Consider the following 13,562-nt stretch of genomic DNA (forward strand, 5'->3'; position numbering starts at 1 on the left):
GAATTGAACGGCCTGGCATTATAGCCAGCCAGGCTTAATCCGGGCTGACCGAATTGACTCCGGCATGCTACCCCAGCGGGCGGAGGAGGTTAATCGATAATTTATCGTGCGACGGCAGAAGAGTTCGGCGCGTCGTGCTGGTATTCTGTTCGGCGAATATCGGGGAGAAAACAATAAGATGAAACAGATAAAATCCTGGGCGCAATATTACGTCGACCTGATGACCAAGCTGGGGCTGGTGCGATTCAGCATGTTCCTGGCCACCGGCATCATAGTGCTGGCCGTCTCCATCCAGATGGGGGTCACCCTGTTTCTGCGCGGCACCGTGGATATCGTCGACCTGGTGCGCTCGGTCTTCTTCGGCCTGCTGGTCACCCCCTGGGCCGTCTATTTTCTCTCCATCGTGGTGGATCAGCTGGAGGATTCCCGCCAGCGGCTGACCCGCATGGTGCGCAAGCTGCAGGACATGCGCGAGCGGGATCTCGAGCTCAACAGCCAGCTGCAGGAGAACATCAGCCGCCTCAACGCCCAGATCGCCGAGACCAATCGGGCCGAGACCCTGCGTCAGCAGGCCATCGAGGATCTGGAGAACGAGGTGTTCCAGCGCGAGAAGGCCCAGCTGCACCTGGGCGAGCGCACCGCCCTGCTGCGCTCCTTCATCGACTGCTCCCCCGATCTGGTCTATTACCGCAACGAAGACGAGCAGTTCTCCGGCTGCAACCGCGCCATGGAGGAGCTGACCGGCAAGGTGGAGGCCGAACTCATCGGGCTGACTCCGTTCGACGTCTACAAGCACGACATCGCCAGCAAGGTGGTGGAGACCGACAAGCAGGTCTTCGCCAGCAATGAGCCGCTCACCTATGAGCAGTGGCTGGAGTACCCAGATGGCCGCAAGGCCTACTTCGAGTTGCGCAAGGTGCCCTTCTTCGACCGCTTCGGCAAGCGGCTCGGCCTGCTCGGCTTTGGCCGCGACATCACCGAGCGCAAGCAGTACCAGGACAAGCTGGAGAAGGCGAGCCGCGACAAGACCACCTTCATCTCCACCATCAGCCACGAGCTGCGCACCCCGCTTAACGGCATCGTCGGCCTGAGCCGGATGCTGATGGATACGCCGCTCGATCCCAAACGGCATCAGCAGCTCAAGACCATTCACCTGAGCGCGGTGACGCTCGGCAACATCTTCAACGACATCATCGATCTGGACAAACTGGATCGGCGCCGGTTGGAGATTGCGCCGACCCGCATCGATCTGCCCGCCTTCCTCGACGAGCTGGAGACGCTGTCGCGCATCCAGGCGGAGCAGAAGGGGCTCTATCTGCACTTCGATCGGGATGGTGAGGTGCCGCAGTTCGTGATGGCAGATGGCACCCGATTGCGCCAGGTGCTGTGGAATCTGGTGGGCAATGCGGTGAAGTTCACCGACGAAGGCGGGGTGACGGTACGCTGCCTCGCCCATGCCGCCGACGCGCCGGGCAAGCTGGCGCTGCACTTCGAGGTGGAGGATACCGGCATCGGCATTCCACGGGCCCAGCAGGAGAAGATCTTCGCCATGTACTATCAGGTACAGGGCAAGAAGCACGCCACCGGCACCGGCATCGGCCTCGCGGTCTCCCGCCAGCTGGTGCAGGCGATGGGTGGCCAGCTCTACGTGGACAGCGATCCGGGCGAGGGATCCTGCTTTACCGCCGAACTGGAGGTGGAGTGTATCGAAGGAGAGGTTGCCGCCCTCGAGCCCGAGATGCCGTCCCTCGACATCCTGCTGGTGGAGGACGTCGAGCTCAACGTGACCGTGGCCTGCGCCCTGCTGAGCAAGCTTGGCCATCAGGTCAAGGTGGCGCGCGATGGCGCCCAGGCGCTGGCCATGGCCAACCCGGATGATTTCGACTTGATCCTGCTCGACATCCAGCTGCCGGACATGACGGGGTTCGATGTGGCGGAACAGCTGCTCGCCCGCTACGGCGAAAGTTTGCCGCCCATGGTGGCACTCACCGCCAACGCCACCGGCGATCGCCAGTACTACCGGGATCACGGTATGCAGGATGTGATCAACAAGCCGCTCGGCTCGAAGGCGGTGCGGGAGGTGATTGGTCACCTGTTTGCCGATCTGGCCGGGGACGAGGCGGACGAGCAGGCCGACACCGTCAGCCAGGATGCGCTGCTGGACCTGCCCTTCCTCACCGATTATGCCGATACCGTGGGCAAACCGGTGCTGCTCTCCAGCGTCGATCTGTTCGAGAAGATGATGCCCGACTACATGGCGGTGCTCGACTCCAACATGATTGCCCGGGATCAGGCCGGCGTAGTGGAGGAGGCGCACAAGATCAAGGGGGCGGCGGGCTCCATCGGCCTGCGCCGGCTGCAGCAGACGGCCCAGCTGATCCAGAGTCCGGATCATCCGGCCTGGTGGGAGAACGTGGAAGACTGGATTGAGACGCTGCGCCGGGAGTACCCGGGCGATATCGCCCGCCTGCGGCGCTGGTTGCTCTCATAAACGCGCTGCGCTGGCAAGGAGCTGCAACATGTATAGCCGTTTGATTACCCCCGAGCGGATCCACCCCTGGGGTGACGAAGAATTGCTGGAGGCGACCGAGCAGGATCGTGCCCGTATCGTGCAGGCGGCGCCGGTGCGCCGGCTGCAGCAGAAGACCCAGGTCTTCCCGCTCGACGTGAAGGCCTCGGTGCGCAGCCGACTGACCCACTCGCTGGAAGTACAGGAGACCGGTCGCCAGATCAGCCGCCGCGTTCTGGCGGCCCTGCCGGCCGGCGCTGTGTGTGAGGGGGCCTTCGTCAATCTGGTGGAGATGTCCTGCCTGTTGCACGACGTCGGCAACCCGCCGTTCGGCCACTTTGGCGAGCAGGTGATGAGCCAGTGGCTGGCGCAGGAGCTGGACGGCCTGTTTGCCGCTGCGCTGGGCAAGGCGCCCAGCCCGCAGTGGGCCGAGCTTCGCCAGGATCTGCTGGTGTTTGACGGCAATGCCCAGAGCCTGCGGCTGGTACACAGCCTGCACGAGTTGAATCTGACCCTGGGGCAACTGGCGGCACTGTGCAAGTATCCGCAACAACCGCCGGTGGGCCGGCAGGCAACCCCCTACTATGGCCAGCATCACGGCTGGAGCAGCAAGCGCGGCATCTTCTTCAGCGAACAACCCCTCTACAGCGCCCTTGGCCAGAGCCTGGGGCTAGCCGCCGGCTGTCGTCACCCGCTGGTCTACATCATGGAAGCGGCGGACGACATCTCCTACTGCATCGCGGATCTGGAGGATGCGGTGGATCGGCGCATCCTCGGCCTCGGCGAACTGCTGCAGGCGCTGCGGGAAGCGGATGGCGGTGACTACATGGCGGCGTTGCTGAGTGCGGCCGTCGACTCGGATCGCGGCTTCTTTCCCCATTTCCGCCAACAGCTGACTCGGGATCTGGTGGCGCTGGCCGCCAGCACCTATGTGAGCGAGCACGCCCAGATCCTGAGCGGCGCCTATCCTCAGGCCCTGCTGCACGGCCAGGCGCCGGCGGCGCGGGTGCTCGACATCCTCAAGCGGGTCGCTCGCGAGCTGGTGTTCATGCGTCCCGAGGTGGAGGCGCTGGAGCTGGAGGGCTACGCCGCCCTGCGCGGCGTGCTCTCCACCTACGCCTGCCTGCTGGCCCTGCCTGCTGGCCACTTCGAACGCCTGCTGGCGGGGCAGGGGGGCAGCGAGCTGTTCTTTGCCCGGCGGCTTTACCATCGCCTGTCGGCCCGCCATCTCAAGGCCTATCGACTGGCGGTGGCCAACCGGGATCCCCGTTTTGCCGAGGAGGCGGAGCAGGAGTGGTATTACCGGGTGCGGCTGCTACTGGATTACGTGAGCGGCATGACGGACACCTATGCGCTGGAGGAGTTTCGGCTGCTGTCCGGGATCTGAGCGGGACGGCGTCAGGCTCTCTGTTCCGGATGAGTATTGATAGATGACTCACCTCCCCATATGGGGGGTGAGGTTCTTGTATAAAATTCGGTCTTTTTTTAGACTGTGGCAACTTGTTCAACTTTCACACGGTAAGGAGACGGATATGCAACATTCAATGCTAAACGTTGCGTTCGACCGCTGCATCAGCAGCGCGAAGACTCGTGCTCTTTTTCTGCCGCGTGGAGGAAACAGGTAACACCTGCTTTTTCATCACCCGCGGTTGTCCCGCAGGGTGATCTCTTCTCTCCGGGGGAACCGCACGTTCAACTGGAGAATATTATGTCTATCGAACTGACCCTGCTGCGCACCGTCGAGACCCTGGTCCAGAAACGGATCACCCGGCTGGAACGCCGCACCCGTTATCTGCACCTGTCGCCCGCCCTGCTCAAAGACATCGGTCTGGAAGGGCAAAATGTGCAGATCGCCCACATCCGTGAGCAGGAGTATCAAACCGGCTTCCGGCTTGGGAACCGAATAACCTGATAAGGTGGGGCCTGGCCCCCTTCTTGCTAGAAAACGGCAGGCGTGAGCCTGCCGTTTTTCGTATCCGCACAAGTTCTGTTATGAATTTTTATTCACACATTTTGCCAAAATCCCTATGATCGCTCTCCGATCTGTTCAGGAGTCACCCATGCTGCGCCTCTGTTATCGCGCCATTCTGTTGTGCTGGTTTGCTTGCTGGAGCCATGTGGCTGCGGCAGAAACCTCTCTGGACAAGGATCAGCTGGGACTGACGGAACGGCTGTGGCTCGCCTCGCGCAATGACCTGGTGGTGGGCATGCCCTCGATGGCCTGGCCCCCCTACATCTATACCAATGGCCGGGGTGGCTTCAACGGTCCGCTCGACGACTTTGCCAACCAGATTGCCGGCCGGCTGGGGCTGACCGTGCGCTACAAGACCTATCCCTACTATGCCGATGCCCAGCAGGCGCTGCTCGATGGGGAGGTGGACATGCTGATCGGCGTGACGCCCAGCCAGTCGCGTCAGGAGAAGATGCGCTTTACCTCGGATCTGATGACCCTGCAGCGCGCCGTCCTGCTGACGCGGGAAGAGGGGGAGCCGACCCTGGCCGCGGCACGCCAGTTGCGCTGGGTGTGCGAGCACGGCTTCAGCTCCTGCGAGGAGCTGACCCAGCTCGGGATGACCCAGCTGACCGAGGCGGACAGCAGCGACGAAGCCGTCTTCATGGTCAAGAAGGGGCTGGCGGATGCCTATCTCTCCGATCTGCCCTCGCTGATGCGGCTGCAGCGCCTGCAGCCGCAGACCGGGCTCAGGGTGATCACCCCGGAGTGGGTGACGGATACCTCGCTGGCCATGGCGGTGAGGCTGGACAATCAGGGGCTGCGCGATCTGCTGGAGCTGGCCCTCAACGATATGTCGCTGGATGAGCGCCGCCGCATTCTGGAGACCGGCGGTATCGTCGACTACGAGCTGGCCAACGGCCCTCGCCAGATAGTGTTCAACCAGAGCGAATTGGACTGGCTGGCCCGCCACCCGACCCTGCGCTTCGGGGTGGCGCCGGACTGGCCAGCGGTGAGCGAGATCGATGGCAATGGCCAGCTCAAGGGCTTCATCGCCGACCTGCTCAAGCTGGTGAGCCTGCGATCCGGCCTGCACTTCAGCCTGGTACCCACCAGCAGCTGGGCCGAGACCCAGAGCCTGCTGCAGGCGCGCAAGCTGGATTTCATTCCGGCCATCACCCCGACTGCAGAGCGGCGCCAGTACGCCCTGTTTACCCCCGACTACGCCTTCATCCACCGGGTGATTGCCGCCAGGCAGGGGAGTGAAGAGCTGGCCAGTCTCAACGAGCTCAAGGGACGCCGGGTGGGGATCGTCGGCGGCTCGGTGGAGGAGTTGGTGCTCAAGGAGGTGGGCGCCAACCCTGTGGCAGTGAGCAGCGATACCAAACTGCTGCCGCTGCTGGACGGACACCAGGTCGACTATGTGCTGATGAGCATGACCACCCTGGAGCAGGCATTGCAGAAAGGGTTCAACAACCGCTACCAGGTGGTGTTTTCCGGCAACGAGCTGAGGGTGCCGGTCGCCATGGCGGTGCATCAACAGGATCCCATGTTGCAGCAGATCCTGACCAAGGTGCTGCTCTCCATCCGGCCGGAAGAGATGACCAAGCTGGAGCACAAGTGGCTGACTCTGACCATCCAGACCGGCATCAATCCGACCACGGTGGCGCTCTGGTCCGCCTTGGGGCTGGGGGCCTTCCTGCTCTGCGTGCTGCTGTTCATGGGCTGGAACCGGACCCTGCGTCGCCAGATAGTGCAGCGCCAGCTGGCCGAGCACAAATTGAACGAGCAGCTGACGTTTGTGCAGACCCTGCTCAACTCCCTGCCCAACATGGTGGTGCTGCGGGATCGCGAGCAGCGCATCACCCTGTGCAACCGGGCCTATCGGGATGCCTTCATCGGCGACCCGATGAAGGAGGGGGGCGACGATCTGGACCGCATGCCGGCCAGAGAGCGGGCGCGGGTACTGAAAGAAGAGCAGAAGGTGTGGCAGAGCGGCGCACAGTTGGAGGGGGCGGGCAACAGCCGCCGCCAGGATGGCGCCATGTTCCACGTCATCTATACCAAGCGTCCCTACACCTCCCCGGATGGAGACATGCTCGGTGTCTTGACCGTGCTGACCGACGTGACCCGCATCAAGGAGGCCGAGGCGCGGGCCCGCAAGGCGGAGACCCGCCTCACCCAGATCACTGACAGCATGCCTGGCATCGTCTATCAGTACCTCTGGATCGGACCCGGCAAGGGGCGCTTCCTCTATGCCTCGCAGGGGGCGAGCGAGATCCTGGGGGCCAGCCGGCAGGAGATGCTGTCGGCCGAGTCGGGGGGAGAGGTGTTCGGCTTTACCGAGGAGGCGTTGCAGGACTTCGTCAGCAAGGTGGCCAACCATGCTCAGACCCTGGCCCCCCTCGATCTCGAGGTCAAGGTGGAGCGGCCGGAGGGAGCGCGCTATCTGCAGGTGCGCGGCAGCTTTGTGCCGCAGGAGGAGGGGCACCTGATCCTCAACGGGGTGATCCAGGACATCACGGCCCTCAAGCGCCAGGAGCATGAGCTGAGGGAGGCGCGGGCCTATGCCGAGCAGGCGATGCAGGTACGCAGCCGCTTCCTCGCCACCATGAGCCACGAGCTCAGAACCCCCATCTCCGGCATGCATGGCATGCTGGAGCTGCTACAGATGAGCGAGCTGAACGAGGATCAGCGCTACCTGCTGCGTAACGTGGTCACCTCCACCAACAACCTGCTCTATCTGGTCAACGATGTGCTCGACTTCTCCAAGATAGAGGCGGGCCAGTTGCAGCTCCATTATCAGGAGTGCCGGCTTGCCTCCGTCATCTGCGACGTGATCCGCGGCCATGCCACCCTGGCCCATGGCAAGGGGCTCAGAGTGACGCTGGACTGGGGCACCGAGGTGCCGGATCAGGCCCGAATCGATGCGGTGCGGGTGGGCCAGGTGCTCTCCAACCTGCTCAACAATGCGGTCAAGTTCACCGAGCGGGGCGAGATCCGCATCCAGGTAGGCCTGCAGGCCGAGCGACTGGCCATCACGGTCAGCGACACCGGCATCGGCATCGCCGAAGAGAAGCAGGATCGCCTGTTCACTCCGTTCGAGCAGGTGGAGTCCGACATAACCCGACGCTTCGGCGGCACCGGGCTGGGGCTGGCCATCTGCCACCAGCTGGCCCAGAAGATGGGGGGCACGCTGACGCTCGAGAGCAAATCGGGGCACGGCACCCGGCTCACCTTCGAGTTCCCGCTGAGCGAATGTCAGTGGGATGCCCCGCCGCTGGCCGGCCAGGAGTGGTGGCTGTTTGGCGAAGATGTTGCCTTGCAGAGCGCCATGCAGCGGCTGGGGGCCAGGCTGCATCGTCTGGATCCACAACAGTGGCAGCAGCCCCTCAACGGCCTGTTGCTGGTGGAGGAGAGCTGGCTCGAGCAGACGCTCGGCAGCGACTGGCTGGGCCATTTGCAGCAGTCGACCCTCAAGGGCATAGTGCTCTCCCCGCAGGAGGCCCTGCGCGGTCGTATGGGATCGAGTGCCTGGTGGCGGCTGGGGCAATCGCCGCTCTATCCCGACCTGTTGCTGGAGACTTGCCATCAGTTATTGGGGGAGGCGGCGATCAGCCCGGTGGAAGCCAATGCGCCCAAGCTGCACGGGCGGGTGCTGGTGGCCGACGATCACCCCATCAACCGCGCCCTGCTGGCCCGCCAGCTGGCGATCCTCGGCGTGGATGCCGAGGTGGTGGATGACGGCGACAAGGCCTTGCGCACCTGGCAGGGGCAGGGATTCACCCTGCTGCTGACCGACTGCCACATGCCGGCGATGGATGGTTACAGCCTGACCCGGGCGCTGCGGGAGCAGGGGGTATCGGCCCCTGTCATCGGGGTGACGGCCGACACCTCCGAAGAGGCCGGCCTGCAGATGCAGGAGGCGGGCATGAACGACATGTTGTTCAAACCCTATACCCTGGATACGCTGCGGCAGGTGCTGATGCGCTGGCTGCCGGTGAGCAGCCAGGCGCAGGAACCCAGCCTGGCCCCTGCCCCTGCCAGCGAGCAGGGGGAGCGCTGGATCTCGCTGTTTGGCGATGAGGTGGTGGCGCGCAGCATGGCGCGGGAATACCTGGATTCCAATCGCCAGGACGGAGATGACATGATGCAGGCACTGGCCAGGCAGGATACCTATGCCCTGGTGGAGACGGCGCATCGGATCAAGGGGGCTGCCCGCATGGTGGGGCAGCAGGCATTGGCGGAGGAGGCGGCCCGGCTCGAAGCGGCGGCCCGCCTCAAGCAGCTGGACGAGCTCAGCGAACTGAGCCAGACGGTGCTGGCGCTGATGAAGGCTATTACAGGTGAAATTGGATTATGGCTCGATGAACAAGACACAGCATGAGTTGGTGATCATGGTGGTGGAAGATCACGCCTTCCAGCGCAAGGCGTTGATGCACCAGATCCGCGGGCTCGGTTACGCTTCCCTGCTGGAGGCGCAAGACGGGGTGGAGGCGTTGGCCATGTGCCAGCGGCATCAGGTCGACATCCTGTTTTGCGATCTGCGCATGCCGGGCATGGATGGCATGGCGCTGTTGCGCCGCCTCTCCCTTGGCGGCTTTCGCGGCGGCATCATCCTCTCCAGTGCGCTGGAGGATGACGTGGTCGAGGCCGTGCTGCGCATGAGCGCCGCCTATGGCTTGCAGGTGCTGGGGCGCATCGAGAAGCCCTCCAGCCAGCAGCAGATCAGCCAGCTGATCGGGGCCTGGCGCCCGCAGCAGGAGCGAGCCCAGGAGGAAGATGGCCACCGTCTGACCCTGGATGAGCTGAGCCTGGCGCTGGAGCAGGATCAGCTGCTGCCCTGGTATCAGCCCAAGGTGAGCTTCGGCTCCGGCCAGTGGGTCGGCATGGAGGCGCTGGCCCGCTGGCAGCATCCGGAGTACGGCCTCATCTCGCCGGCCCGCTTCATTCCGCTGGCGGAGCACAACGGCCTCATCGATCGGTTGACCGAGGTGATCATCAGCAAGTCGCTGCGAGACGGCCACCTGTGGGAGCAGACCGGGCTATCCCTCAACCTCTCGATGAACCTCTCCACCACCTCGCTGATCGAGGGGGATCTGTGCAACACCCTGATCAACCAGTGCCAGCGCTGGAGCATCAATCCCGAGCTCATCACCCTGGAGGTGACCGAGAGCGCGTTCGTGCAGGATCTGGGCAAATCGCTGGAGGTGCTGACGCGCCTGCGCATGCACGGTTTCGGCCTCTCCATCGATGACTTCGGTACCGGCTACTCCTCCATGCAGCAGCTGGCCCTGCTGCCCTTCACCGAACTCAAGCTGGATCGCTCTTTCGTGGATCACTGCTTTGAGGACCCCTCTCGCTTGGCCATAATAGAGTCAAGCATCGAGCTGGCCCGCAAACTGGGGCTCAAGTCCGTCGCCGAAGGGGTGGAGGATGAACTCACCTGGCGGCTGCTGGCGCGGCTGGGGTGCGACGTGTGCCAGGGCTTCTTCTCTGCCCGGCCCATGCCGCGTGAGGAGTTGATGGGATGGCACGACTCCTGGCGTGAACGGCTACCGGCGCTGCTCGGGGAGTGAATGTTGGACAGGATGCCCGCAAAGAAACAAGGATGTTCATGAAAATTTCAAGCAAGTTGCTGCTCAGCTTCTGTTTTATCAATCTGCTGGTGATCCTCTCTTCCAGCCTGGTCTACCACCAGCTCGGCCGCATCGGACAGGCCGGCAGCGCTCTGATGGAGCAGGCCCTGCCCGCCCTGCAACGGGATGAGGCCAGCCAGAAGGCGCTGGTGGCGACTATCTCCTCCCTGCGGGCCTATCTCATCCTGGGCAAGGATCCGGCGCAGGCCGACCGCCTCAAACAGGAGTGGGAGGGGGCCTGGCAGGTGATCGAACACCAGCAGTTCACCGCCGAGCTTGCTCGCTCGCTCAAGGCCTTCAAGACCAGCCAGCAGAAGGTGTGGGACATAGCTCAGACCGACGAGAATCTGCCCGCCCATACCCTGATGTTGCAGGAGGCGGGGCCGTTGGCAGAGTCTGCCCTCGATCAGCTGCAGTCCTTTGCCAACGAAGAGGTGGCCACCCCGCAGGATCAGCTGCCCGGCGATCGCCGTCTGCTGCTCAAGCAGGTGGGGGATGCCTATAACGGCCTCTCCAATGCCCTTTCCGCCCTGCGTGACTTCCTCATCTCGGGGGATCCGGACTATCGCACCAAATACCAGGACTATTACCAGTTCCACCAGCAGCGGGTGGCCGAACTGAAGCAGCAAGAGGCCAACTTTACCGAGGCGCAGAAGGGGATCTGGTCGCTGTTCGAGGAGATGTCGGCCCCCTTTGTCGAGCTGGTGGGCCAGGTGATAGAGAAGCGTCAGGCCCCGGACTGGGATCAGGCCAATTACCTGATGGCGACCGAGATTGAGCCCGCACTCGGCCAGCTGGCGACCCAGCTGGCCGGCCAGGTGACCGAGACCCGTGCCGAGGTACAGAGCATGGGCCAGAAGATGACCAGCGCCGGTCAGGCCATCAATCGCACCCTGCTGCTGGCCACCCTGACCGTGATCGTGCTGGGTACCCTGGTGGCGCTGCTGTTCAGCCGGCGCCTGACCCGGGACATCGCCAGCCTGGTGCTGCGAGCCGATCAGGTGGCCAATGGCCGGCTGCCGGCCCGCCCCCTGCCGGTGCAGAGCCAGGATGAGCTGGGCGGGCTGACGGGCTCCATCAACCAGATGTCCGGCCAGCTGCGCCAGCTGGTGGGGGAGATCCAGGGGGCGGTGGGGCAGGTAGACGGGGCCTGCGGCGAGGTGAGCGCCACCACCCGCGCCATCGTCACCGATCTGGCGAGCCAGAATCAGCGGGTCGATACGGTGGCGGCGGCCATCGAGCAGATGTCGGTCAGTACCCGGGATGTGGCGGGCAATATCGCCGAAGCGGCGCGGGCCGCCCAGCAGGCCGAGCAGCAGACCCGCCAGGGGGGCCACGAGCTGGCCCGCATGACGGCCACCATGCAGCAAATTGCCGCCATGATTGCCCAGGCGAACGAGGCGATGGGTCAGCTCAGCAGCCAGAGCGAGCAGGTGGGACGCGTCACCGAGGTGATCGCCACCATTGCCGAGCAGACCAATCTGCTGGCGCTCAACGCCGCCATCGAGGCGGCGCGGGCCGGCGAGCAGGGACGCGGGTTTGCGGTGGTGGCCGACGAGGTGCGCCTGCTGGCGAGCCGCACCAGCCAGTCCACCGAGGAGATCAGCCAGACCATCGCCAGCATCCAGCAGCAGACCCGCCAGACCGTCAACACGGTCGGCAGCGGTACCCGGCTGGTGGAAGAGGGGCGCGGCGCCGTCGACTCGGTGACCGCTACCCTGGACGCCATGCTGCAGCTGGTGCAGGACTTGTCGGGTCAGCTGGGGGCCATCGCCACCGCGACCGAGCAGCAGTCGCGGGTGGCCCAGGAGGTGGCGGGCACGGTGGAGGAGATCGCCGGGCTCAGCCGGCAGTCGAGCCAGCGCAGCCAGCAGGGGGAGGAGATAGTGGCCAGGCTGGCGCAGGATACCGGCCGCTTGACGGCGGTGATCAGCCGCTTCGAACTGGATGACTGAGGCGGACAAGGCCCATAAGAACGGGGCAGGCCGCTTGGCCTGCCCCATTTCTTTTCAATCTTGCTGGCAAGAGATGGTTGCTCTGACCTGGCGGGTCACTCCAGCCGGCGGAAGGACTGGTTGTCGAAGCTGCTGCTGGTCTCCTGATTGAGCAGGCTCACCAGCAGGATCGCGCGCTTGTCGCCATCCGGCTCCAGATAGATAGCCTCGAAGCCGGCCAGCGGACCGGATTCTATCAATACCTTGTCACCCTGGGTCGGCAGGTTGGCGTAGCTGGCGCGCGCCTCGTCGCTGTCGTCCCGGCTCATCAGCTGATAGACCAGCTGGCTGTTGATGGCGGTCCACTCCCGTCCGAAGTGGATGATGCGGCTGATGCCGCGGGTGGACTTCAGGGTGACCGGGGTGACCTCTTCCAGATCCACGTAGATGAACAGGTAGTTGGGGAACATGGGCTCCCGCACCGGGACTCGCTTGCCCCGCCGCAGTTTTTCAATTTCCACCATGGGATAATAGGACTCGATCCCCTGGGCTTCGAGATGGGCGCGGGCGCGGGCCTCTTCTTTTGGCTTGCAGTAGGCCAGATACCATTTTTTCATGTGATGAATATGTTCGTGTTGCCGTGCTCGCCGATATGATAGCGGCAGCAATAAAAAAGGCCACGCATTGCGTGGCCTTTTTTGCCGAGTGAGTGATTACCAACCTTTCACCAGGCCGCCTTTGAACAGTTCCAGCCCTTTCTTGTAGACGTCATCGGTCTGGAAGGCTTGTACGAACTGTTTGACCTTCTCGTCGTCCTTGTTGTTGTCGCGGGCGACGATCAGGTTGACGTAGGGGGACTCCTTGTCCTCAACAAACAGGCCGTTCTCGGTCGGGGTCAGGCCAATCTGACCGGCGAAGGTGTTGTTGATGATGGCCAAGTCCACGTCTTCCAGCGAGCGCGGCAGTTGGGCCGCTTCCAGCTCGACGATCTTGAAGTTGCGCGGGTTGCTGGCGATGTCCAGCACGGTCGCTTCCAGACCGGCACCCTCTTTGAGCTTCAGCAGACCCTGCTTCTCCAGCAGGATCAGGGAGCGGCCCAGGTTGGTCGGATCGTTCGGCACCGCGATCTGGGCACCATCTTTCAGCTCGGAGAGGGCCTTGATCTTCTTGGAGTAACCGGCGATCGGGTAGACGAAGGTGTTGCCGACCGGCACCAGCTTGAAGCCGCGATCACGGATCTGGGCATCCAGATAGGGCTTGTGCTGGAAGGCGTTGACGTCAACGCTGCCATCGTTCAGGGCCACGTTCGGGGTGACGTAGTCGGAGAAGTTGACCACCTCGACGGTCAGACCGTATTTCTCCTTGGCCACTTTGGCGGCCACTTCAACCAGTTCGGTCTCGGGGCCGGCGATGGCGCCCACCTTCAGGGTCTTGTTCTCTTCTTTTTGACCGCAACCGGCCAGTACCAGGGTAGCCAGCAGGGCAGCCGCAACGGATTTGATGCCAAATTTCATAAAACCTCCTGTCAG

Annotated in this window: 8 protein-coding genes; 6 read left to right on the forward strand and 2 right to left on the reverse strand. The window is 63.6% G+C overall.

Going from position 1 to position 13,562, the window contains the following annotated elements; genetic code table 11:
• Nucleotides 1–178 precede the first annotated feature (178 nt).
• The 6 genes from arcB to ACB033_RS13765 all read left to right on the forward strand — a co-directional run bounded on the left by arcB (nucleotide 179) and on the right by ACB033_RS13765 (nucleotide 12,054).
• Nucleotides 179–2,491 (forward strand): aerobic respiration two-component sensor histidine kinase ArcB, encoded by a 2,313-nt coding sequence (gene arcB, locus ACB033_RS13740; RefSeq protein ID WP_005304292.1) that lies wholly within the window; start codon nucleotides 179–181, stop codon nucleotides 2,489–2,491.
• Nucleotides 2,492–2,519: 28 nt separating this feature from the next.
• On the forward strand, nucleotides 2,520–3,896 hold the full coding sequence (gene dgt / locus ACB033_RS13745; RefSeq protein ID WP_139726443.1) for a dGTPase: 1,377 nt from the start codon (nucleotides 2,520–2,522) through the stop codon (nucleotides 3,894–3,896).
• A 321-nt stretch (nucleotides 3,897–4,217) separates the two neighbouring features.
• Nucleotides 4,218–4,421, forward strand: coding sequence for a hypothetical protein (locus ACB033_RS13750; protein ID WP_005304283.1), 204 nt, complete (start codon nucleotides 4,218–4,220; stop codon nucleotides 4,419–4,421).
• Nucleotides 4,422–4,569: 148 nt separating this feature from the next.
• Nucleotides 4,570–8,847, forward strand: coding sequence for a transporter substrate-binding domain-containing protein (locus ACB033_RS13755; RefSeq protein WP_371140561.1), 4,278 nt, complete (start codon nucleotides 4,570–4,572; stop codon nucleotides 8,845–8,847).
• Nucleotides 8,828–10,039 (forward strand): EAL domain-containing protein, encoded by a 1,212-nt coding sequence (locus tag ACB033_RS13760; RefSeq protein WP_017763841.1) that lies wholly within the window; start codon nucleotides 8,828–8,830, stop codon nucleotides 10,037–10,039. Before ACB033_RS13755 ends, ACB033_RS13760 begins: the two co-directional genes overlap by 20 nt.
• 38 nt (nucleotides 10,040–10,077) lie before the next feature.
• On the forward strand, nucleotides 10,078–12,054 hold the full coding sequence (locus ACB033_RS13765) for a methyl-accepting chemotaxis protein (protein WP_371140562.1): 1,977 nt from the start codon (nucleotides 10,078–10,080) through the stop codon (nucleotides 12,052–12,054).
• Nucleotides 12,055–12,149: 95 nt separating this feature from the next.
• On the opposite strand, the gene rfaH is transcribed toward ACB033_RS13765, so the two are convergent.
• A complete protein-coding gene (gene rfaH / locus ACB033_RS13770; protein ID WP_005304273.1) occupies nucleotides 12,150–12,650 on the reverse strand; it encodes a transcription/translation regulatory transformer protein RfaH in 501 nt (166 codons plus the stop codon).
• A gap of 96 nt (nucleotides 12,651–12,746) precedes the next feature.
• On the reverse strand, nucleotides 12,747–13,547 hold the full coding sequence (gene metQ, locus ACB033_RS13775; RefSeq protein WP_005304269.1) for a methionine ABC transporter substrate-binding lipoprotein MetQ: 801 nt from the start codon (nucleotides 13,545–13,547) through the stop codon (nucleotides 12,747–12,749).
• Nucleotides 13,548–13,562: the final 15 nt, after the last annotated feature.

The sequence above is a fragment of the Aeromonas sp. S15(2024) genome (assembly GCF_041402265.1).
In the GTDB taxonomy this organism is placed as follows: Bacteria; Pseudomonadota; Gammaproteobacteria; order Enterobacterales; family Aeromonadaceae; genus Aeromonas; species Aeromonas dhakensis.